The sequence below is a fragment of the Citrobacter sp. RHBSTW-00887 genome (assembly GCF_013728095.1).
GTDB classification, from domain to species: Bacteria; Pseudomonadota; Gammaproteobacteria; order Enterobacterales; family Enterobacteriaceae; genus Citrobacter; species Citrobacter braakii.
Genome location: NZ_CP056268.1, coordinates 234,254 through 251,997 on the forward strand (window position 1 = coordinate 234,254; position 17,744 = coordinate 251,997).

The 17,744-nt window shown below is 49.5% G+C and carries 29 protein-coding genes; all 29 read left to right on the plus strand.

Annotation, left to right across the window (positions count from 1 at the left end; translation table 11 throughout):
* The first annotated feature begins 6 nt into the window (after positions 1 to 6).
* The 29 genes from HV314_RS26730 to HV314_RS26870 all read left to right on the plus strand — a co-directional run bounded on the left by HV314_RS26730 (position 7) and on the right by HV314_RS26870 (position 17,741).
* A complete protein-coding gene (locus HV314_RS26730) occupies positions 7 to 999 on the plus strand; it encodes a conjugal transfer protein TraG N-terminal domain-containing protein (RefSeq protein WP_326928860.1) in 993 nt (330 codons plus the stop codon).
* A 1-nt stretch (position 1,000) separates the two neighbouring features.
* Positions 1,001 to 1,969 carry an IS5-like element IS903B family transposase gene (locus HV314_RS26735; RefSeq protein ID WP_000654812.1) on the plus strand — a complete coding sequence of 323 codons (969 nt, stop codon included), beginning with the start codon at positions 1,001 to 1,003 and terminating at the stop codon, positions 1,967 to 1,969.
* A 251-nt stretch (positions 1,970 to 2,220) separates the two neighbouring features.
* Complete coding sequence (locus HV314_RS26740; RefSeq protein WP_007372259.1) at positions 2,221 to 2,784, plus strand: hypothetical protein; 564 nt, start codon at positions 2,221 to 2,223, stop codon at positions 2,782 to 2,784.
* A 12-nt stretch (positions 2,785 to 2,796) separates the two neighbouring features.
* Positions 2,797 to 3,213: a hypothetical protein gene (locus HV314_RS26745; protein WP_016241566.1), complete on the plus strand. Its 417-nt coding sequence runs from the start codon at positions 2,797 to 2,799 to the stop codon at positions 3,211 to 3,213.
* A 121-nt stretch (positions 3,214 to 3,334) separates the two neighbouring features.
* Positions 3,335 to 3,586 carry a hypothetical protein gene (locus HV314_RS26750; protein ID WP_007372261.1) on the plus strand — a complete coding sequence of 84 codons (252 nt, stop codon included), beginning with the start codon at positions 3,335 to 3,337 and terminating at the stop codon, positions 3,584 to 3,586.
* Between the two features lie 15 nt (positions 3,587 to 3,601).
* The gene (locus HV314_RS26755; protein WP_016241565.1) at positions 3,602 to 3,874 is read left to right on the plus strand and encodes a hypothetical protein; all 273 of its coding nucleotides are present in this window, start codon (positions 3,602 to 3,604) and stop codon (positions 3,872 to 3,874) included.
* Between the two features lie 13 nt (positions 3,875 to 3,887).
* Entirely contained in the window at positions 3,888 to 4,271 is a 384-nt protein-coding gene (locus HV314_RS26760) for a hypothetical protein (RefSeq protein WP_007372262.1), read from the plus strand.
* A 62-nt stretch (positions 4,272 to 4,333) separates the two neighbouring features.
* On the plus strand, positions 4,334 to 5,038 hold the full coding sequence (locus HV314_RS26765; RefSeq protein ID WP_007372263.1) for a hypothetical protein: 705 nt from the start codon (positions 4,334 to 4,336) through the stop codon (positions 5,036 to 5,038).
* Positions 5,039 to 5,206: 168 nt separating this feature from the next.
* Entirely contained in the window at positions 5,207 to 6,379 is a 1,173-nt protein-coding gene (locus tag HV314_RS26770; RefSeq protein WP_048213837.1) for a hypothetical protein, read from the plus strand.
* Positions 6,380 to 7,171: 792 nt separating this feature from the next.
* Positions 7,172 to 7,507, plus strand: a complete 336-nt coding sequence (locus tag HV314_RS26775) for a hypothetical protein (RefSeq protein WP_007372266.1) — start codon at positions 7,172 to 7,174, stop codon at positions 7,505 to 7,507.
* Between the two features lie 147 nt (positions 7,508 to 7,654).
* Positions 7,655 to 8,248, plus strand: coding sequence for a hypothetical protein (locus HV314_RS26780; RefSeq protein WP_007372267.1), 594 nt, complete (start codon positions 7,655 to 7,657; stop codon positions 8,246 to 8,248).
* Between the two features lie 92 nt (positions 8,249 to 8,340).
* Entirely contained in the window at positions 8,341 to 8,607 is a 267-nt protein-coding gene (locus HV314_RS26785; RefSeq protein ID WP_007372268.1) for a hypothetical protein, read from the plus strand.
* Positions 8,608 to 8,715: 108 nt separating this feature from the next.
* The gene (locus HV314_RS26790) at positions 8,716 to 9,174 is read left to right on the plus strand and encodes a hypothetical protein (RefSeq protein ID WP_007372269.1); all 459 of its coding nucleotides are present in this window, start codon (positions 8,716 to 8,718) and stop codon (positions 9,172 to 9,174) included.
* A 35-nt stretch (positions 9,175 to 9,209) separates the two neighbouring features.
* Positions 9,210 to 9,686 (plus strand): hypothetical protein, encoded by a 477-nt coding sequence (locus HV314_RS26795; RefSeq protein ID WP_007372270.1) that lies wholly within the window; start codon positions 9,210 to 9,212, stop codon positions 9,684 to 9,686.
* A 74-nt stretch (positions 9,687 to 9,760) separates the two neighbouring features.
* Complete coding sequence (locus tag HV314_RS26800) at positions 9,761 to 10,036, plus strand: hypothetical protein (protein ID WP_007372271.1); 276 nt, start codon at positions 9,761 to 9,763, stop codon at positions 10,034 to 10,036.
* A 114-nt stretch (positions 10,037 to 10,150) separates the two neighbouring features.
* The gene (locus HV314_RS26805) at positions 10,151 to 10,423 is read left to right on the plus strand and encodes a hypothetical protein (protein WP_007372272.1); all 273 of its coding nucleotides are present in this window, start codon (positions 10,151 to 10,153) and stop codon (positions 10,421 to 10,423) included.
* 154 nt (positions 10,424 to 10,577) lie between these two features.
* On the plus strand, positions 10,578 to 10,883 hold the full coding sequence (locus tag HV314_RS26810; protein WP_016241563.1) for a hypothetical protein: 306 nt from the start codon (positions 10,578 to 10,580) through the stop codon (positions 10,881 to 10,883).
* Positions 10,884 to 10,895: 12 nt separating this feature from the next.
* On the plus strand, positions 10,896 to 11,189 hold the full coding sequence (locus HV314_RS26815) for a hypothetical protein (RefSeq protein WP_007372274.1): 294 nt from the start codon (positions 10,896 to 10,898) through the stop codon (positions 11,187 to 11,189).
* Positions 11,190 to 11,283: 94 nt separating this feature from the next.
* Positions 11,284 to 13,356 carry an ATP-dependent DNA helicase DinG gene (dinG, locus tag HV314_RS26820; RefSeq protein WP_016241562.1) on the plus strand — a complete coding sequence of 691 codons (2,073 nt, stop codon included), beginning with the start codon at positions 11,284 to 11,286 and terminating at the stop codon, positions 13,354 to 13,356.
* A gap of 20 nt (positions 13,357 to 13,376) precedes the next feature.
* Entirely contained in the window at positions 13,377 to 13,697 is a 321-nt protein-coding gene (locus HV314_RS26825; protein WP_016241561.1) for a hypothetical protein, read from the plus strand.
* 87 nt (positions 13,698 to 13,784) lie between these two features.
* Entirely contained in the window at positions 13,785 to 14,207 is a 423-nt protein-coding gene (locus HV314_RS26830; RefSeq protein WP_024196082.1) for a hypothetical protein, read from the plus strand.
* Positions 14,208 to 14,288: 81 nt separating this feature from the next.
* A complete protein-coding gene (locus HV314_RS26835; protein WP_007372277.1) occupies positions 14,289 to 14,453 on the plus strand; it encodes a hypothetical protein in 165 nt (54 codons plus the stop codon).
* A gap of 26 nt (positions 14,454 to 14,479) precedes the next feature.
* On the plus strand, positions 14,480 to 14,875 hold the full coding sequence (locus HV314_RS26840) for a hypothetical protein (RefSeq protein ID WP_024196081.1): 396 nt from the start codon (positions 14,480 to 14,482) through the stop codon (positions 14,873 to 14,875).
* Positions 14,876 to 15,056: 181 nt separating this feature from the next.
* Positions 15,057 to 15,248, plus strand: a complete 192-nt coding sequence (locus tag HV314_RS26845) for a hypothetical protein (protein WP_016241560.1) — start codon at positions 15,057 to 15,059, stop codon at positions 15,246 to 15,248.
* Between the two features lie 130 nt (positions 15,249 to 15,378).
* Entirely contained in the window at positions 15,379 to 16,074 is a 696-nt protein-coding gene (locus HV314_RS26850; protein WP_007372278.1) for a hypothetical protein, read from the plus strand.
* 22 nt (positions 16,075 to 16,096) lie between these two features.
* Positions 16,097 to 16,294 (plus strand): Lar family restriction alleviation protein, encoded by a 198-nt coding sequence (locus tag HV314_RS26855; protein ID WP_032155220.1) that lies wholly within the window; start codon positions 16,097 to 16,099, stop codon positions 16,292 to 16,294.
* Positions 16,295 to 16,346: 52 nt separating this feature from the next.
* Positions 16,347 to 16,805: a hypothetical protein gene (locus tag HV314_RS26860; protein ID WP_008786599.1), complete on the plus strand. Its 459-nt coding sequence runs from the start codon at positions 16,347 to 16,349 to the stop codon at positions 16,803 to 16,805.
* 147 nt (positions 16,806 to 16,952) lie between these two features.
* The gene (locus HV314_RS26865) at positions 16,953 to 17,093 is read left to right on the plus strand and encodes a hypothetical protein (protein ID WP_007372281.1); all 141 of its coding nucleotides are present in this window, start codon (positions 16,953 to 16,955) and stop codon (positions 17,091 to 17,093) included.
* A gap of 15 nt (positions 17,094 to 17,108) precedes the next feature.
* The gene (locus HV314_RS26870) at positions 17,109 to 17,741 is read left to right on the plus strand and encodes a hypothetical protein (RefSeq protein WP_007372282.1); all 633 of its coding nucleotides are present in this window, start codon (positions 17,109 to 17,111) and stop codon (positions 17,739 to 17,741) included.
* Positions 17,742 to 17,744: the final 3 nt, after the last annotated feature.

Here is a 17,744-nt window from a genome sequence, read left to right on the forward strand (position 1 = left end):
CTTAATATGAGTGAATGGAACGTATATACTGTTGGCAACATTGAATTTATTTATAATATATTCAATTCCGTTGCCATGTTATTGAATGATGGCACTTACGGATCCTTGTTTAGGATTTCAGCACTCATTGGTGTAATTTGTGTCGTGCTTGCTGCTGCTATATCAGCCGGGAAATCATTATCCCTTTCTCATATGTGTGTGGCCGTCGTGATGTATTACCTGTTTTTCAGTGTATCGATGCGCACCAACATTGAAGATGTTACAACGGGTAAGTTTCGTGCTGTTGATAATGTACCAGCGGGATTAGCCGTTGCCGCATCTGTACTGTCTACTGTTGGGTATGCAACTACCGAGAAGATGGAGCAGGCATTTTCTGTCCCAAGCATGACTGAGTATGGGTCTCTGGATCCCCTTTTCACTCTGGCCACTTTATACGACACATTGAAAACGCCAATGCGCTGGACGGGTCAAACTGGTGCTTACGGTGATCTGGACGCAAGCGTTTCAAACTATGTGAAGAACTGCGTAGGCAACGATATTATTCGTGGGGCTAAAACCTTTGCTTCAATGTATCGCTCTAATCAAGGTGTATCAGGGCTAGCCTCGAACGATTCCTTCCAGCGGGTTGTTATTTACGACAATGTACGTAGCGGCTGGTCTACCAGTACTGAAGAATCTTCAAATGGGGGCTCACTTTATACCTGTTCTGACGCGTACACGAAACTTAAAGGACTCGCTACCCAGAACGCTTCTAGCCTGGACTCAGCTTTTGCCAGCTCTTATACCGCATCCGGGCGCACTTGCGGTGGTGCGCCATGCTCAGGTTCAGGAAAAGCCCAGGAAGTACTGAATTTCTTCAACATAAGTGGCACTGATATTCGTGATTTCCAATTGATGTTGGTCATGTACCCTCATTTCAGGGAACTGCCAATGTACGGACTCGAAAGCTCATTTCGTGGTACTGCTGCGGCTTTGTTGAATAAATCGAACTTTTGCTGAGTTGAAGGATCAGATCACGTATCTTCCCGACAACGCAGACCGTTCCGTGGCAAAGCAAAAGTTCAAAATCACCAACTGGCCCACCTACAATAAAGCCCTCATCAACCGTGGCTCCATAACTTTCTGGCTGGATGATGAAGCTATTCAGGCCTGGTATGAGTCAGCAACACCTTCTTCACGAGGCAGACCTCAGCGCTATTCTGACCTTGCCATCACGACTGTGCTGGTCATTAAACGCGTATTCAGGCTGACCCTGCGCGCTGCGCAGGGCTTTATTGATTCCATTTTTTCTCTGATGAACGTTCCGCTACGCTGCCCGGATTACAGCTGTGTCAGCAGGCGGGCAAAGTCGGTTAATGTCAGTTTCAAAACGCCCACCCGGGGTGAAATCGCACACCTGGTAATTGATTCCACCGGGCTGAAGGTCTTCGGTGAAGGCGAGTGGAAAGTCAAAAAGCATGGCCAGGAACGCCGCCGTATCTGGCGTAAGCTGCATCTCGCCGTTGACAGTAAAACACATGAAATCATCTGCGCTGACCTGTCGCTGAACAACGTTACGGACTCAGAGGCCTTCCCCGGGTTAATCCGGCAAACCCACCGGAAAATCAGGTCAGCCGCCGCCGATGGCGCTTACGATACCCGGCTATGTCACGATGAACTGCGGCGTAAGAAAATCAGCGCGCTTATCCCTCCCCGAAAAGGTGCGGGTTACTGGCCCGGTGAATATGCAGACCGTAACCGTGCAGTGGCTAATCAGCGAATGACCGGGAGTAATGCGCGGTGGAAATGGACAACAGATTACAACCGTCGCTCGATAGCGGAAACGGCGATGTACCGGGTAAAACAGCTGTTCGGGGGTTCACTGACACTGCGTGACTACGATGGTCAGGTTGCAGAGGCTATGGCCCTGGTACGAGCGCTGAACAAAATGACGAAAGCAGGTATGCCTGAAAGCGTGCGTATTGCCTGAAAACACAACCCGCTACGGGGGAGACTTACCCGAAATCTGATTTATTCAACAAAGCCCCGTGAGGCAGACCGAAACTTGTTTTCGGGCTGTCGAGGGGTTGGCCGAGCGAAGCGCTGGCAAGTACAGACCATATTGTTCCCCCTGCATTTCTCATCGCTAAATTCTTTCTTGAAATATCGTCAGATTCCCTGTTTGTCACCCACCAGCCTCATGTTGTTATTGACCTAACTGCCATTCAATGGGAAGCAACAATGTTTAATTTAATCGCGAAGGCTAAAGAAGCAGGTTATCAATTCTGGATCAGTGCCTCCAAGGTACTGACAGTTACTACCGGAACCGAGATGGGGCTGACGATTATTAAAACTGTAACTGATATTAACCCTTGCTTGCTGGTGGCGGAGTTAATGAACCTTGGGATCACGTTATCCCCAGATAATAATTATTTCTGCTGGTTGGATAGCGAAGGTGTCCTTTGGGCCGTTGACCGCCACCATCTCTATCGAGGAAATACAGGGGAGCATGGGGTAAACTGGGATGTCGTCTATCATCACGGCATGGTAATTAATACCCCTGAGCAGGCATCCATCCTTTTCAAAATTCCCCACATTGGGCGCTTTACTGCCACTGTAATGTATAGCGCTGGCTATACACCCGACTGGGCTCTTCCAGCCTTTGTTGATTTTTCTGGTGAACCGGATCATGAAACAATACTGTCGTGGTTATCCGAGGTAGGCATTCGTAATGCAGGAATGCATCTCGAAGATATTGAGTTTCTTTCTGTTGAAGAAAATCCCGACGCTTATATCTCTCTTTAATGAGGTCTCTGTATGTCAAACGTTAAACCTTATTCCTGGGTAGTTCGCTTCGATGTTGCTCCTCAGTGGGTAGCTGACGGCTTTATCATGACAGATACCACAGCTCTCGAAATGCTATCTGATGTTATCAACTATGCAAACGATCACGAACTTGCCGCATTGGTTATTTCAGCACCCGATGCAGAAAGAATTTCCGAGGAGCAAGGCTATTTGGCTTCTAACAATGCGGAGCTAATGCGTCAGGTGCTAATCGGCTCACCGCAGGCATATGCTAAAGCATCTGTGGCAAATACCCTGCTAAAGGCTATAACCGCACTTGAGCAAACGCAGGATAATAAGCAGGTCGTTAAAGAACTGCATTCCAGCCTCGCTTTACTGACGGGCAATAAGCCTATTTCGGACATTATCTGGTTTCCAACCCCAGAATAATTCTTTCATAAAGAGCTTAAATCTTTAGCTCATTTATTTATGGATTTTCTATTCGTCAGCCACCCAGCGTGTGTTTAACTGAAGTTAGTAAACAAAACGAAAAACATACGCGGGGTGATTTATGAATACTGCAATTCATCAAGTACGAAATAACGTTCGTCGCACTACATCTGCACGTCCTGTTTGTTATCCAGTTCGCCCGCAGACAGAGAAAGAACTTTTTTCTGTAGGCCGCAGCCTCTGGTATCGCTACACCACTTCATTTGGCCCGTGCCGTGAAGTTCACCATCATCATGTGCAGCAGCTTGCACACCTGGTGGGTAAATCTGTTGGCTATGTTGAACATGCCATTAATCATTACCTCACGCATTGAACGAGGCGGCTTAATATGTCTACTCAAATCTATTGTGCGGTGCTTCGCCATTTCATGATGATGGCTGCATCCTCCCAGCACTCATTGATTGTGCTGAAGCAATTATATAACGCAGAGATTTCATCGAAAGCTCACCTGGCCGGTCTCTCCGTGTCCGAAGCTGAAGCGCTCCTGGCTCTACCATCCACCAGCTGGCGCAAACGCGATGATGTAATTCATGAGCTGAACATTCGCCTTAAGCAACTCACTAGCGTAGCCACACCGCCAGCTCAACAAGTCGCAAACTGAAGGAGTCTATAACATGCTGCCATTTCTCATTTTGCTGTTCTGCTCATCGCCTGAGACGGCGCGAATGATCCTAATCTACGCTACCGATGAATCTGCGGCCCGCCTCCAGGCGCTTGAAGATTTCGCACGTCTGAATGATTCGGGTTTTGCTGCTTCCGCCCAAACCCCATATGAGTGGGAGAATCCTCACGGTGACCAGCTCTTTATTGAGTCGGTATACCCGGTTCCATCCGGCGATTTATCTGCTATCCGCCGTATGCTCGGGGATGACGATGCCCCATATACCGACAAGCACCTTATTGCCGGTTTACTGGAGGACAGCCGACGTATCCAGATGATTGAACCGAATGCCGGTACTCTTTCTCGTATTGCTCAGGCAGAGCAGTACCTTCAGTAGACTTGTGTTCCGACCGCCCACCAGCAGGTGGGCTTCGGGCTAATTTCCTGTACGAGGTATGTATGCAAGGTACACCACGCTGGTGGCAGAACGGTCGTCGGGTGCAGGCCGTTCTCGCAGAGAATCAGACCGCAGATGTAAGGCTCAATATCGGCCCAGAAAATGACTTCTGGTTTACTGATGATGGTAATAATCCTGTTGCTGTGCTTAGGGTTATCGGCCCGGTCTGTCCACTGGATCCGCTAAAATTCACCTCCAGTATCACTGATGTCCTTCCTGAAGATGTCCATAGCTATAAAAAAGCCCTTCAGGAACACCAGATGATAAACCGGCCTGTCTCGTTCTATCTTGCACTTGCCGATGCCTGGTTGCTTGTTAACGAACAGCAGCCGGTTTACCAGTTCCGCATCCGAAACCAGTACAACGGCATGACTACTGAATGGAATTCCGTTGCCCGGGACAAAGTCATTGAAGTGATTAAGATGCAGCCGGAAACCGCTGAATTCCGGGTTCTCGTCCCATCGGCTCCTGAGCCTGCTGCGAATGCCCGGCAGTTGATCTCAGAAATTGAAGGTCTGCGTGAAGCTATTGGGAAACTCTACCCGGCAAATACTGATGTACGTCGTATTGCCAGAAACAGCGGCTGGATGCATGTATACGACGACACCAATGCCAAAATGAACTTTGCAGACAATGCCAGAAATACCCCTTATCTCGATGCCTTTGTGACTCAACTGCATCTCTTCCTCACAGATGATCGAGAGTAGATGTAAAACCTCCCTGAATCTTTCTGCTCTAACCAGCGCTGTCATATAGCATTTTTTTGACGGCGCTGCCGGTTGCGCTTTTATCAAACATGGTAAATACATTGTTTCATGCTGTCTGGCTCCCGGGCGCGGAGTTATCGTTGATGGAACCAAGTTGAGATATTCGAAATGAAAAGACCAACGGCACATAAAAATGACCGTCTGCCGGTGCGAAGATCTAACCCTACAACGCCTCAAGCAAGAGAGCGCGTTATTGCCGGGCTGGTGGCCTCAGCTACATCTGACTTCGTCTACCTCGTTCAGTGGCTGAAATCAGGAAAGCAGAACGGTGACCCTCTACAGCTATCCAGATGGGATAGCCTGAGAAATGCAATAAGCCACCTTGAGACGCTTGATGCTGGTGTACAACCTGACTGGCGCAAAGTCCTCACCCTGGTGTCGCGGGAAATTCATACCAGCCATAATGTCCAGGCGGTTGTTACTCCTCCGTCTAAAATCGCCGGTGGTATACTCAGCAACCTTAACGACATCAGCCAGAAGATAGCGACCGGGCTTGCTTCCCCTGACATGCTCGGCAGGCTCGATTATATGCTTCAGTTGACCGCAGGCCTGGCAGGTGGTGATGATCTGACGCAAAGCATCCGTAAGGTTTCAGACAGTGCAGAAAAAGCCCTACGTGGTTATGACAAGCCGCAGGCAAAGGCCAAAACGCCTAAACCGGCCCCACCAGCTCCTGCATTCCGGGATGATCAGACGTTCAGGCAAGAGTGTGCGCCACTGATTGGGGTTGATGACCTCTTTGTTCTGGCTAATTGCCTTATTGCGATGTCCGCCCGCCTGGGCCGTTCTCCTGTCAGCCTAGCGAAACGCGCAGCGGGTTTAAAAGGTGTGATTAAACCCGATATGCTGGCTGACCTGCTGGAGCTCTTACAGCAGGACGTGGATCTGACCGCCCTGGCCCCGCCACCCAGGGTTAAAGACGATAATAGCCGCAGTGATGGAGGTAAGCTCGTCGGTTTAACCGGGGTCGTCGAAGGTGGCGCGTCAATCGGTGCTGAAGCGCAGCGTATCATCACCGCAGAACTGAAGAAGCACTCGCCGCTCACTTCGGCGCAGCGCGTATCTTTCGATACCGCCCGTGCGGGTCTGGCGCTGGAGAGCGATACATTCCGGGTTATTGAAGAGATCAGACGTATTGCAGCATCACTCAACTGGAGACCGCTGGCTGTCGCGGCCCATGCCGCGCATAAATCGCCTGGTATCCGCCCGGAGATTGCCGGGGATGTGATCACGTTGCTGGCGCAGGATGAGGCCTTAACCACCAGCAAGCCTAGCCGTTAAGTACCTGCCGCGCTGACTACAGCTTACCTCGCGATATTGCACCAGCAGCTCAGAAATAATACCGGTATAAACGTCCGCGTTTTGCCGGTATTTTAATTCGCCCTATTTTTAGAATTAGCGATAATAGCGTTGCTTATTACGTATTTTTACACTCAGAAACCTTCGTCACATGAATAGGGTATGGTTCACTGAATAGACAAAGACGTTAAATCTGGTCAGCTACAGAAAGGAGGATTTATGTAAATGCTCTCGTTACGTTCAAACTCTTAAAAAACTGCCGCGCCTGCCTATATAAGCCAGGCTGTAGACCTGAAGTCTACAAATTTAGCGTTACTGACAATTCACAATCCAGTGAACCGGCCCACACTAAGGAGGTTATATGCGAACGCGTAACTTTAAATCTGAGTCTATGTAATCTGATCAGCTGGCGCTGCCGAGAATGGCGGACTCCGCTACCCCGGTGATAGACCGGGGTAGCAGGAAGAAAGAGTAACGATTTACCGGTTTTAAAACCAAATTTTCGTCAAATGGGATACAAGCGCCCAAGGCCGGTTCCCGTCTGACAGACCGAAGTTGTGATGTGTGCATCGCCCCCCTGGAAGTTGTTTTATTGAATTGCTGTGTGTAGTTTTGCGGGGATAATACCCCGCTTTTTTTTTGCTTATTCTTCTTCGTCACCCCACCTTCCTGTGCCATCATACGTATAGAAAATAACTTTTCACTTCTGACCCTTTTTCAGTTGAAGTCTTATGATTTGATATTCCGCTAATACACACACATTAAGGAATGAAAATGAGCAACGATATTCATAACAAAATTGCTGATGCTTTAGCTTCTGTTGGTTTAAAACTTTCCGATGGATATACCCGGGCCGCACTCTTACTGAAGATGAAAGGTTCAGTTAGTCTCAATTTTGCTGTTGATGGCAAACCTGTCACTGTCACTCTCCATATGACTGAATCGGGTGATGTTACTGCTACCACTGATTATGACGATTCAACCGCTACTGCCGCAGCAGCAGCCGCAGCCACTACAACGCCAACACAAGAGTCGGTGGAAAAACCAGCAGAAGAGTCGGTGGAAGAGCCAGAAAAAAGTAATACACGAAAAGGCCCAAGGCCTAAGTAATAACTGCGCTGGAACTACATGTTGGCATAATTATAAATATCAAAACTGGCGGGGTTAAATCCCCGCTTTTTTATGCCCGATTTCCTTCGTCACCTGAATACCCCGTGAGACTATAAGTAAACAAAACGAACAACACGGGGCAACGCCATGACCACCAGCAAAGAGAAAAATGTATTCTACGTTCACTACTATGAATCCGACTCCAGTGGTGGCGAACTGCCACTGATGCGCATTGAAGCGGAGAACGAAGATGAAGCCAACCTGATCTGTCTTCGCAACCTCGCGGATGTTTATGACGTTGATCATGACGACATCAGTCTTGAAGACGGCTTCGAAGTGAACGGCAATAGCGTTTATCTGCAAGGTATCTACCCGGCGACCTCAGAGCAGGCACTGGTAGTTGATGCGGTATTTAATATGACTTCTGTAGAACCAGTCGCTGAGGCTGTGACCGGCACGGCGGAATCCGCCTGCGGTATCAGCCTGGTCTCTGATAAGGTCTGGCTGGAAAGCTGGTTCGACCTCGAAGACAAATTTGCTGATCAGATGGCCCACGTCGCTGAAGATGACAAGTCTGATACACGCTTCTTGCTCTACCGTGACCAGGTCATCGATGTGCGTGAATGCGAGACATCTTCTGTCCCAGGCTGGGATCTCCAGTTCGGCTTGAGCGGCGGTACGCAGATGCTATTCATTCGCCTTTCTGATGATGGCGATCACGTTGCACTGGGTCTCGAATAACTGCTGCCTGCGCCCGGGCTTGTTTGCCCGGGTTGCTCCCCTCCCCTGAATCAAACCGAGTATCATGACATCATTCTGAGGAGTACCAGACGATGAGCGAAGTAAAGCACTTCAGCATCACGAAAACCGTTGATTTTTACATCAATGAAGCATCCCCGGAAATTATTGCGGGCCGCAGGATCTATCTGGAAACCGTATTGATTCCTCGCCTTCGTACCGGCCTTGCCGTGCTCAATAAGATGGGCCTGACCGAGCGTGAAGATATGGAGCTGCGCGATGTGTACCAGCGTGGCGTGGAATTTTTTGACAAATTGTTCGATGGCCCTGTCCCGCAGGCCAATACCACCACCAGCCACTAATCCGCAAATTTTGTCCTTTTTTTACCCGGCTCTGACTTCGTCACCCGGGTAACCAGTGATTTAATAAGTAAACAAAACGAACATACCAATAATCACTGGGGATGCACCATGTTTAAAAGTCTGTCTGAATTGATGACCAGCGTTGGCAAGACTGATGCGCATAAAGTCTCGATAGTCCAGGTTAAAACCGGTGTCACCTCGTGGGGCCGCAAAAACCAGTCATCCCGGCCTACGGCTGAATACCAGATCTGGATGGATACTCCTGACAACGACAGTCGTATCGTCCTGAAGCTGAATTTCGTGCTGAGTTCCCGCCGTAACCAGCCTGAGAAGAATGCGCCCCTGAATATTGAAATCAGCCAGTACGCTAACTGGGATACGGTGAAACGCGCCTGGGCGGAATGCGCTCCTGAACGCTATATGCGGCTGGAGAATGAAACGACAGATGAGTTTATGTCCACCAGCGGGGTCTGGGAAGAAGCATCCGTCATCACCAATGACATGCAGCCGGATTACCGCTACTTCTATCCAGGCACGTCCTATTACGTGGCAAACGACAGCTACTGAAGCCAGAAAACACACCATATAACCGAGGATCTACCATGACCGACGCTATCCAGACTGCCCCTGAAAGCTTCAGCCTTTCTTCCCTGACCGACCTGTATCGCACAGTGCAGGCAACCGAGTCCCACGCTCTTTCAATGATGCGTGTCCAGAGGGGGATCACCTCCTGGGGGAGCCGTCGTATAACTGACCGCCGAACTGAGGGGTTCACCGTCTTTCTGGATGCGCCGGATAACGCCAGCCGTATTACTGTTAAAACGGAGTTCGTGCTGAATGCAGCAAAGACCGGCCCTGATACGTCTAATGATCTGGTGGTGGAAGCGCGTGAACATTCAGGCTGGGATGAGAGCCGGAATTGTTTCACTGTTACCCGCGAGATCGGCGAACTGCGGGTTAATGCTGGTGGTGAAAATCATGCTGCTACACTTCGTCAGCTGTGGAAGCTGCTTCACGCGCAGGCAAAAGCCTACCAGTCCAGAAATACTGCCGGTAACGCCACCTGGCTTATGTTCTGATAAGCCCCGGGCATGGTAATGTGCGTCACGACATTACGCCGTGGCGCACTACGTTCGTTTAGAAGGAAATGAAGATGAAAATAAGCCAGCTGGAAGTCGGGATGAGTGTCTGGTCGGTTAGCCGGGTAAATATGGGCAACACCACACTTAAAACAGTTGTCGTCCACCCGGTCGTGATTGTCGAAGTCCATGATAACCACGTCATAGCCACCTGGAATGGTAACGCCCCGCGTCGTTTCGGTGAGTCCGTCGTTAAGGGCTGGAAGAAAGAAAAGCCGTTGCTGATCCGTGAAGGTTTCGGGCAAATGCGCCTGGCTACCAGGGAAGAGAAAGCGCTGGCTGGTAAGTAACCCCCTTCGTGACCTGTATGACCCGTGGTGTAATGGCTCCGACAACCTGGCAGTTTTCGCAACGCAACACTCTGCCGCAAATCACCCTCCACGGGGCCAGACAGGGAATACACGATGACCGATGCCATTCTCTCTGAAGAGCTGTACTTCAAATACCTCAACACCTACGAACGCGAAAGCAGGTTTCGCATTGACTCTTTTCGCTTTGATGGCGAGCCTCAGTGGACAACCAAATTCGGTCAAGCTCGCATCCGCCCTTCTCAGGTACGTGTACTGCTCTGCCGCTGCGGGGCAAACAACTGGAAAGACGATGGCAGGTTCGCCAATGAGTACTGCTGCGACAGCTGCGGACAGTTCGTGGAGGTGCTACAGCATAACGACCGTTGATTCGCGTCCCGGGGCCGGAGCTGATGGCTCACTGATAAACCATTTCAGACCGACATATTCATTCTGATAATACCCGACGTATCGCCTTCGTCACCTGCCGGGCCCGTGTTGTACTGGTATCAGTACAACATAAAACGAGATCACGGGGCGCATCATGCAGACACTGACCGACGTATTCAGCGATAAGGCGAATAAAGCCTTTCATTCGATTTTCGCCGATTTCCTGCCCACCAGCGCGGATGGGGTAATCACCTTTACGGTTCGCGGCTATGGCGGAAAAACTGCCTGCATGACCGTCCCCTCTGGAACCCCGGTTTTCGTCTTTGGCACTGAAGAGCTCGCCGACTTCCATCGCTCCGCCGTGGCGGGTGAATTCTACATCGTTGATCACGGTGGTTTCCGCACCCTGAATCAACAGGTAGAACGTGGCCGCGTCCCAGTCATCTACGACATCCTCTGAAGGGATCCGATTATGGCAATCGACACAGTTTACCGCCTGCGGCTCGATTTCGACGTGTATAACGGCGATGTCATCGACACCAAAGAGCAGGAAGACAAAGACCAGATCTCCATTGCGAAAATCACCCAATTTATCTTCGATGCCTCCGTTCGGCTCAAGCTTGATGCCTGCGAAACCAGCGATGGCGGGCCAGCACATGGGCCTTACTGTGTTCTTGAGCACTGCAACCGAGCTGTACTGGAACAGGCCGAAACTGAAATTAAACGCTATGTGAGACGCTTTAAAGGCCATTCACTGGAAGACTGATGAACCCGGTACATCCACCAGCATGAGGATGTACCTGACTTCGATAGCCGCTGCCGGGCTGTGCCTCCTGAGCAGCAGAGGACAAGGTACGGATATGCCAGACAATAAACCCCGGATGACTGCCGCTGAAATGACTGAGCGAGCCTATCACTTCTTCCTGGACGCAAAGGGTCTGTCCCCTCGTGCCGGGCAGGTAGACATGATGGCGTTTTGCAGCGCAGTCGTTAACGCTACCCCCGCTGAGGAGCAGTATCGCGTCGGGGTTATTGAGGCCGGTACGGGGACAGGGAAAACACTCGGGTATTGTCTGCCGCTGATCCCCCTGGCGATGGAAAAGCATAAGACGCTGATCATCTCCACGGCAACCGTTGCGCTTCAGGAACAAATCATCTCCAAGGATCTGCCAGAAATACAGGCGAGAGCGGGCCTGAGCTTCTCCTATGCGATGGCGAAGGGCCGTAGCCGTTACTTCTGCCAGATGCGCTGTGACGTTCATATGGAAAGCGAGATGAATGCCTATGGCTACATCCGCGATGATGTGGAGGATATCAGCAAGGCCTTTGCTGGTGGTCACTGGACAGGAGAGCGTGATTCCTATCCTGATGAGATCAATGAGGCGGTATGGGGTCGGGTCAATGCTATTGGCAGTCAGTGCCCTAAAAAGCGTTGCCCACATTATCACCGTTGTCCGTTCTTCCTCGCCCGCGCCCTGCTGGAGTCGGTGGATGTGGTTATCGCCAACCATGACATCGTATTGTCTGACCTGTCACTGGGAGGCGGTATTATCCTTCCCCCGCAGGAAGAGTCCATTTATGTGTTCGACGAAGGTCACCACGTTCCGCAGAAAGCAATTAACCACTTTGCGACCTCCGCCTCTCTCGATGCCAGCAGGCATTTCATGAGCGAAATCTTCGACATGGTAATGACCATGCCAGAGTCCTACGGCGGGACTATGGAAAAGCACGTGCAGCAGCTGGTGGAGCTTGCGGGCCATGCCGGTGATGAGCTCGGTGAGCTGCGGGGGACACTTTTACGCTCCCTGAACTGGCGAAACGATCACGAAATGCCAAATGGCACGGAATCGGACATCTATCGCTTCCCGGAAGGTTTCGTTCCTGAAGATATTGCGGCCCTGTTTAAGCCTGGGTTAAAGACAGTAAACGAGATGCAGAATATCGTTGTGAAAATGACGGCGATTGTAGATGAGGCCGGGCGGGATATCAGCGAGGAAGAACTGGCCCTTCAAAAGATGGCTGTCGGCGAGCTGGCAAATCGCCTGGCGGGTATGCATCAGGCTCTGGCCTCATACTGCGGGAATAAAACCGTCTCTGGTATGCCTATGGCCCGGTGGATTAACGTCCGTCGTACTAAACGCAGCACCGAAGTGGTGATTAATTGCAGTCCGGTCTATGCGGGCGAACACCTGAAATCCGAGCTCTGGTCGAAGGCTTATGCCACCATTGTGACCTCGGCAACAATCCGCTCCCTTAGCAAGTTTGACGCATTCCTGGAGCAGGCCGGTCTTCCAGTCGATACACCTACCCTGCTGGCCCGCAGCCCGTTTGATTACCAGAACAACGGCGTGTTGTTCATCCCCCGTATGCGCTCGGTTCCGACCAATCATGAAGAACATACGGCGGAGATCATCGAACTCCTTCCCAAACTGGTGCTTCGGCTTCAGGGTTGCCTCGTGCTGTTCGCCTCCCGCAGGCAGATGGAAGAAGTCAGCAAGGCGATGCCTCAACACATTTCACCGCTTCTGCTGATACAGGGGGCACTTCCAAAACGGGAAATACTGCTGCGCCATAAGCTCAGAATCGACCGTGGTGAGCCGAGCATTATCTTTGGTATGGCTTCTTTCAGTGAAGGGGTGGATCTGCCTGGCGTGTACTGCAACAACGTCATCATTGCCAAGCTGCCTTTTAGCGTTCCGACCGACCCGGTGGGCCAGACCCTGACGGAGTGGCTGGAGAAAAACGGGCGTGATGCTTTCCGGGAAATCTCGATACCGGAGGCCTGCCTCAAACTGACCCAGTCCGTTGGTCGGCTTATCCGCACAGAGAGCGATACCGGCGCGGTGACTATCCTGGATAAACGCCTGAAGACAAAAGCCTACGGGAAAGACATCCTCGCATCCCTGCCCCCTTTCAGGCGCGAAATTCGTTAATCAACAGTCGAGAGGTTGCTATGCATAAAATTGAATGCCCACGCTGTCTGGGTGGTAAGGGTGAGATCCGAGCGTTCCGGCACGTTCAAGGCGGTGTGTGTTTTCGCTGCAAGGGCCGGGGGTATGTCGAGGTGAAAACCATCCCGAAGCCTTCTATCCGGTTTGTTGCTATGCAGAAATGGGCAAATCCAGAGGACGTTAACTACAACAATGGGGATTTTATCAGGACGTTCTATTTCAAGGCCCGAAGTCAGGCTGAAGCAACAAAGAAGCTTCAGAAAAAACTCGGCGCGTCAGGTCGTGAGTTTTATGCCACTCCTGCGGATGATGTCCAGCAATAAATGGGGGCGTTTTGTAGTGGTTTATTCACTCTGAAATCTATCACTCTGGTTATGATTGGTTTCGAAACAAATGACAGGTGGTAACACATGAAAAACCAGGCTAAAACACAACATTCTGTTTTTAAGTTCATTCGAGCTGCGATTCCGGTAACAGTTCTATCGGCTATACAGTACGCTGTCATTTCTACATTGCTGGTGGTTGGAAAAATTGACCTTCAATGGTCGGAACTCGCTACATCACTTCCGTTATGTATTATTGCAATATTCTCAACAGCATTTGTATTTTACGACCCAAATGAATATGAGTACTTTCTTTCAGTGCTGGGAATGCTTACCGTTTGGGTTTTAGTGTTTATTGCATCAATACTCCTACTTGTAATCGCGCGAGGTTTTTCCTTCATCACAAGCAATTATGTAACATATGCTGAATTGGCTTCCTATTCCATACAGATAGGAATGATGATTGTATTTTACTTCAAGAGGGATAGTCTTAATCAACAGACCCTATAGATACAGTATTTCGCGATTAATATTATCATTGAACATTAACGCACAAAATTTACCCCCACGTCATACAAGGTTACCGATGCAATGAAAAATAAAATTATCGATGCAAAACTTGCATTTTTTAAAGTAGAGGGAACTCCAAGTACTGGTCACGTTGTGGTTATCGGGAAACCATCATCTGGGAAAAGTTTCTGCCTTACTGATGAAATAACGCGTTTGTTAAAAGCAGGTAAAAACCACGAAAATTAATTTGAATATTGCAAGCGGGGTTTGCTATGACATCAATTATTACCACTTTATATGAAAAACTTTCATTTCGTGTGCTCGCAGTTCCGCTGATTATTTTCAGCATTGAATTTTTGATATGGGCAGTGCTTATTCGAGAAAATGTTATATCCGGGGACTGGCCTTTGTATAGAACTTGTTTGTTCGCTTGTTTTTCCTCGCTGATTATAACTGGATTCACATTCCAGAATCCTGAAGGCAGTGATTTCCTAAAGGCAGCAGCAGGTCTCCTTGGATGTCTGGCCTTGGGGGGATTGATAATTATTATTTATTATATTGGCACTCTCGAATTTCCGATTATCACTGCCAAGATGGTTTGGATTTTCATGATGGCAAGCTTTACGTCTCAGCTTTTCACTTGCCTGATGAAATCGATGACTGATTAATTTGAAGTTCAGCAAAAACAATTGCAGAGCAAAGTTATTTATTCACTCATTTTGCGATCTAAGTATGCTTACGCTGAAGTAACCGAAAAGTACCTTTCTTGAAAAGTTTTTTCGGGATTTTAGGAGAAATGGATAATGGCATTCTCACTTACTTTCCATCAATACATTCTGGAGTAATAACATGTTTACTTTAGTTCTCGTGATTGGGCTTTATTCAAGTGGTCTTAATCCAAGTGGTGTCACCTCTCAGAAAATACCTGACTACAAAACCTATGATGAATGCCAGAGTGCCGCGCCTAAAGCAAAGCGTGGGGAAACTATCACCATCTTAAGTTATTGCATTCCCCAGCCTGCGGATAAGACAAAGGCGTAAAGGCTTCGCTATATGTGAATTATCGAAGGGGTGTCCATTTCATACCCGATTACTTCGTCAATTGTCGACCGGTGGGATAATAGGATTAAAACAGTTTTTAGCTTCACGATATTATGGAGAAACCGCCGTCATGCACCCATTCGATTCGGTCAGAGTAAAACTGAGTTTTGCCGGAAAGCCACCAGCGGCTTTACTGCAAAGCGCCCTATTTCTTGAAAATCAGCGTCCCGAATCCTCCAGTTGGAGCGACCCGGGCACGGCGGGTAATACACTGCTTCGCGACATCCTCCGGTCACAACCGGTTGAACTGAGCACTCTACAAGGCGTGGTTAATCTGACTACTGGCAACCTCGGTAAAGCCGAATGTAGTGAGTTGCTTGCACTGATGGGCCTTCGTAGCTTCGGTGAAGAAGCTGCTGAGTTAATGGTTCGCAATGCGTCAATGGTTTTTGCGAGTGGACAGGCTAATGCAAAGAACCTGATTCGCATGGAAGTCACTAAATCACACCTTACTTCTGATAAGCAGGTCATTGTCAGTACTGAAACCCTTGAGCGGCGTATGTACGTCATGAACAGCAACGGTATCTGCTTCGTCGTTGAGCCTGAGATCTGCCTTGATGCCGAGAAACTGCCGGGCGCGGATTTCTTTATCACTGAAGACGAAATGGATGCTGCGGGCGTGAGCCGCTGGGGTGAAAACGGCAGTCAGCACTGGCGATGCATGGTTACCTGGTTCAATGGCAGTAGCACCATCATGAACGAAATGGGACACATGTACGAGCTCGGTGATGAACCTGAAATTCGGCTCAATAGCTTCGGTGGATAAAGCCCACCAGCGAGGAAATACGATGAGACACGATAACGTCAAGCCCTGCCCTTTCTGCGGTTGTTCATCTATCCGGGTTCGGGAGATTTCGAATAATTTTCGCGCCTGCTGCAATTCCTGTGAGGCCACGGTGGCGTTTCAGGACTCCGAACAAGCCGCTGTGACGCGCTGGAATACCCGCGCTGAAGAGAAACAATCTGGCGGACTCCAGTCAGCATAAATTAAGCCCCGGGCTGCTCTGGGCCTGAATACCGATAAGAGGAAACACCGACATGAAATTTTACATCAGCGACGTTTTATGGAAATCCGGGCAGGCATTCATTTTCTCGTTTGTCACTGCTCCGGCAGTTGCGTTACTGCTCATTCTGTTCTGCACAGTTCTTACCAGTTCACCATCCAAGGTCTTCCTCGATCAGGCCCGTAGTCTGGTTGGAAATGCCACCAGCACCTCGGTCATGGTTTGCCCTGAAGAGAAAGCAGTGTTTGCCGCGTTCCGCTCCTCAGAATGCCAGCGACACGTGGTGAATGCCGATGATGCCATTAAACAATGGGACTCGCTGTTGCTCAAAGGCTACCTGATAGTGGCGGGTATCGCTCTTATCTGCTGGATGGTAAGCGAGGCAGTTAACTACCGCAGAAAGCCGTGGCGCTATGGGATCCGTCCCTCTGATATGACATTTAGCTATACAAAACTCGTGCCGAAAGAATCCGATGATGACGCGGATAAATAACCACTCATTTAGCACGGCAGACAGCCGGTCAATGCCAGCAGCACAGGGGGCAGTATGGGTAGACCTACAGGCAATATCGTCAGACTCACAAAATCAACAGGCCGCAGCAGCGACTTTTTCGGGCCATGTGAGTTGTGTGGAAAACATATGTCAGAAGCATTCCGTACCCGAAAAGCGCGTGAGTGGCAGCGTGAAAATGGCGAACTCTATTACGGCCATGATTCCGCCGTCATGTATGCACATGAAAAATGCATTCTGAATCTGGAAAGCAAATTTACCTCAAATTAACGACTGGTGAGATTTATGAAAATACCTCTGGGTAAGACGTTCCCAATTTTTTTTATCTTATTGGTGGTGGTGCTGGGGGGCGCTATCGCCGAGAAACTGCTATGGGAGGGACACCTCTATCCCGATTTTCTTATCAGTGATGCCTATGTGGCGAAAGATACTCAATTGCAGGCCAGTAACGACACAACACTGTTGAAGCAGTGCTACGCTCAGCACTTAACTGGATGTGAAAAGTATTATAGAAGCTTCAGCCAACTGGAGGTCAGGGGTAACGATCTCAAGTCGCTGTGTAAAGTCCTGACAAATAACACTGATCTGGACGTCTTTCAGAGTGATGCTCAATTGCTGGTTCGTTGCTCACGATGGAATGTTTTCCGTGTAATTCCATTTAAACCTACAGATAACGCAACTGATAAATTTAAGCCAATGGTCGATATGGTTGGGAGCTGGATGGCCTACAACCGGCTCTCAAAAGAGCTACTTCATGAAGATCCGGTCGATATCTTTTTTGTTGGACTGGATGAGGGAAAAAAGCAACTATCCCTGAAATATTGCTTTACCGGGGTTGATCAAATTCCTCCTCAAGTAGCTTTCCAGCGATGTGACACCGAGTCGGATACGACTAAAACCCAGAGTGACAAATCATGATGA

What these genes read in the sequence shown, in the direction of transcription:
- HV314_RS26810 (WP_016241563.1), top strand. Translation starts at nt 10,578, where the DNA reads ATGCAGACACTGACCGACGTATTCAGCGATAAGGCGAATAAAGCCTTT.
- HV314_RS26840 (WP_024196081.1), top strand. Translation starts at nt 14,480, where the DNA reads ATGACATCAATTATTACCACTTTATATGAAAAACTTTCATTTCGTGTG.
- HV314_RS26730 (WP_326928860.1), top strand. Translation starts at nt 7, where the DNA reads ATGAGTGAATGGAACGTATATACTGTTGGCAACATTGAATTTATTTAT.
- HV314_RS26825 (WP_016241561.1), top strand. Translation starts at nt 13,377, where the DNA reads ATGCATAAAATTGAATGCCCACGCTGTCTGGGTGGTAAGGGTGAGATC.
- HV314_RS26755 (WP_016241565.1), top strand. Translation starts at nt 3,602, where the DNA reads ATGTCTACTCAAATCTATTGTGCGGTGCTTCGCCATTTCATGATGATG.
- HV314_RS26760 (WP_007372262.1), top strand. Translation starts at nt 3,888, where the DNA reads ATGCTGCCATTTCTCATTTTGCTGTTCTGCTCATCGCCTGAGACGGCG.
- dinG (WP_016241562.1), top strand. Translation starts at nt 11,284, where the DNA reads ATGCCAGACAATAAACCCCGGATGACTGCCGCTGAAATGACTGAGCGA.
- HV314_RS26870 (WP_007372282.1), top strand. Translation starts at nt 17,109, where the DNA reads ATGAAAATACCTCTGGGTAAGACGTTCCCAATTTTTTTTATCTTATTG.
- HV314_RS26865 (WP_007372281.1), top strand. Translation starts at nt 16,953, where the DNA reads ATGTCAGAAGCATTCCGTACCCGAAAAGCGCGTGAGTGGCAGCGTGAA.
- HV314_RS26785 (WP_007372268.1), top strand. Translation starts at nt 8,341, where the DNA reads ATGAGCGAAGTAAAGCACTTCAGCATCACGAAAACCGTTGATTTTTAC.
- HV314_RS26780 (WP_007372267.1), top strand. Translation starts at nt 7,655, where the DNA reads ATGACCACCAGCAAAGAGAAAAATGTATTCTACGTTCACTACTATGAA.
- HV314_RS26790 (WP_007372269.1), top strand. Translation starts at nt 8,716, where the DNA reads ATGTTTAAAAGTCTGTCTGAATTGATGACCAGCGTTGGCAAGACTGAT.
- HV314_RS26745 (WP_016241566.1), top strand. Translation starts at nt 2,797, where the DNA reads ATGTCAAACGTTAAACCTTATTCCTGGGTAGTTCGCTTCGATGTTGCT.
- HV314_RS26770 (WP_048213837.1), top strand. Translation starts at nt 5,207, where the DNA reads ATGAAAAGACCAACGGCACATAAAAATGACCGTCTGCCGGTGCGAAGA.
- HV314_RS26800 (WP_007372271.1), top strand. Translation starts at nt 9,761, where the DNA reads ATGAAAATAAGCCAGCTGGAAGTCGGGATGAGTGTCTGGTCGGTTAGC.
- HV314_RS26830 (WP_024196082.1), top strand. Translation starts at nt 13,785, where the DNA reads ATGAAAAACCAGGCTAAAACACAACATTCTGTTTTTAAGTTCATTCGA.
- HV314_RS26845 (WP_016241560.1), top strand. Translation starts at nt 15,057, where the DNA reads ATGTTTACTTTAGTTCTCGTGATTGGGCTTTATTCAAGTGGTCTTAAT.
- HV314_RS26835 (WP_007372277.1), top strand. Translation starts at nt 14,289, where the DNA reads ATGAAAAATAAAATTATCGATGCAAAACTTGCATTTTTTAAAGTAGAG.
- HV314_RS26795 (WP_007372270.1), top strand. Translation starts at nt 9,210, where the DNA reads ATGACCGACGCTATCCAGACTGCCCCTGAAAGCTTCAGCCTTTCTTCC.
- HV314_RS26860 (WP_008786599.1), top strand. Translation starts at nt 16,347, where the DNA reads ATGAAATTTTACATCAGCGACGTTTTATGGAAATCCGGGCAGGCATTC.
- HV314_RS26815 (WP_007372274.1), top strand. Translation starts at nt 10,896, where the DNA reads ATGGCAATCGACACAGTTTACCGCCTGCGGCTCGATTTCGACGTGTAT.
- HV314_RS26850 (WP_007372278.1), top strand. Translation starts at nt 15,379, where the DNA reads ATGCACCCATTCGATTCGGTCAGAGTAAAACTGAGTTTTGCCGGAAAG.
- HV314_RS26775 (WP_007372266.1), top strand. Translation starts at nt 7,172, where the DNA reads ATGAGCAACGATATTCATAACAAAATTGCTGATGCTTTAGCTTCTGTT.
- HV314_RS26740 (WP_007372259.1), top strand. Translation starts at nt 2,221, where the DNA reads ATGTTTAATTTAATCGCGAAGGCTAAAGAAGCAGGTTATCAATTCTGG.
- HV314_RS26805 (WP_007372272.1), top strand. Translation starts at nt 10,151, where the DNA reads ATGACCGATGCCATTCTCTCTGAAGAGCTGTACTTCAAATACCTCAAC.
- HV314_RS26855 (WP_032155220.1), top strand. Translation starts at nt 16,097, where the DNA reads ATGAGACACGATAACGTCAAGCCCTGCCCTTTCTGCGGTTGTTCATCT.
- HV314_RS26765 (WP_007372263.1), top strand. Translation starts at nt 4,334, where the DNA reads ATGCAAGGTACACCACGCTGGTGGCAGAACGGTCGTCGGGTGCAGGCC.
- HV314_RS26750 (WP_007372261.1), top strand. Translation starts at nt 3,335, where the DNA reads ATGAATACTGCAATTCATCAAGTACGAAATAACGTTCGTCGCACTACA.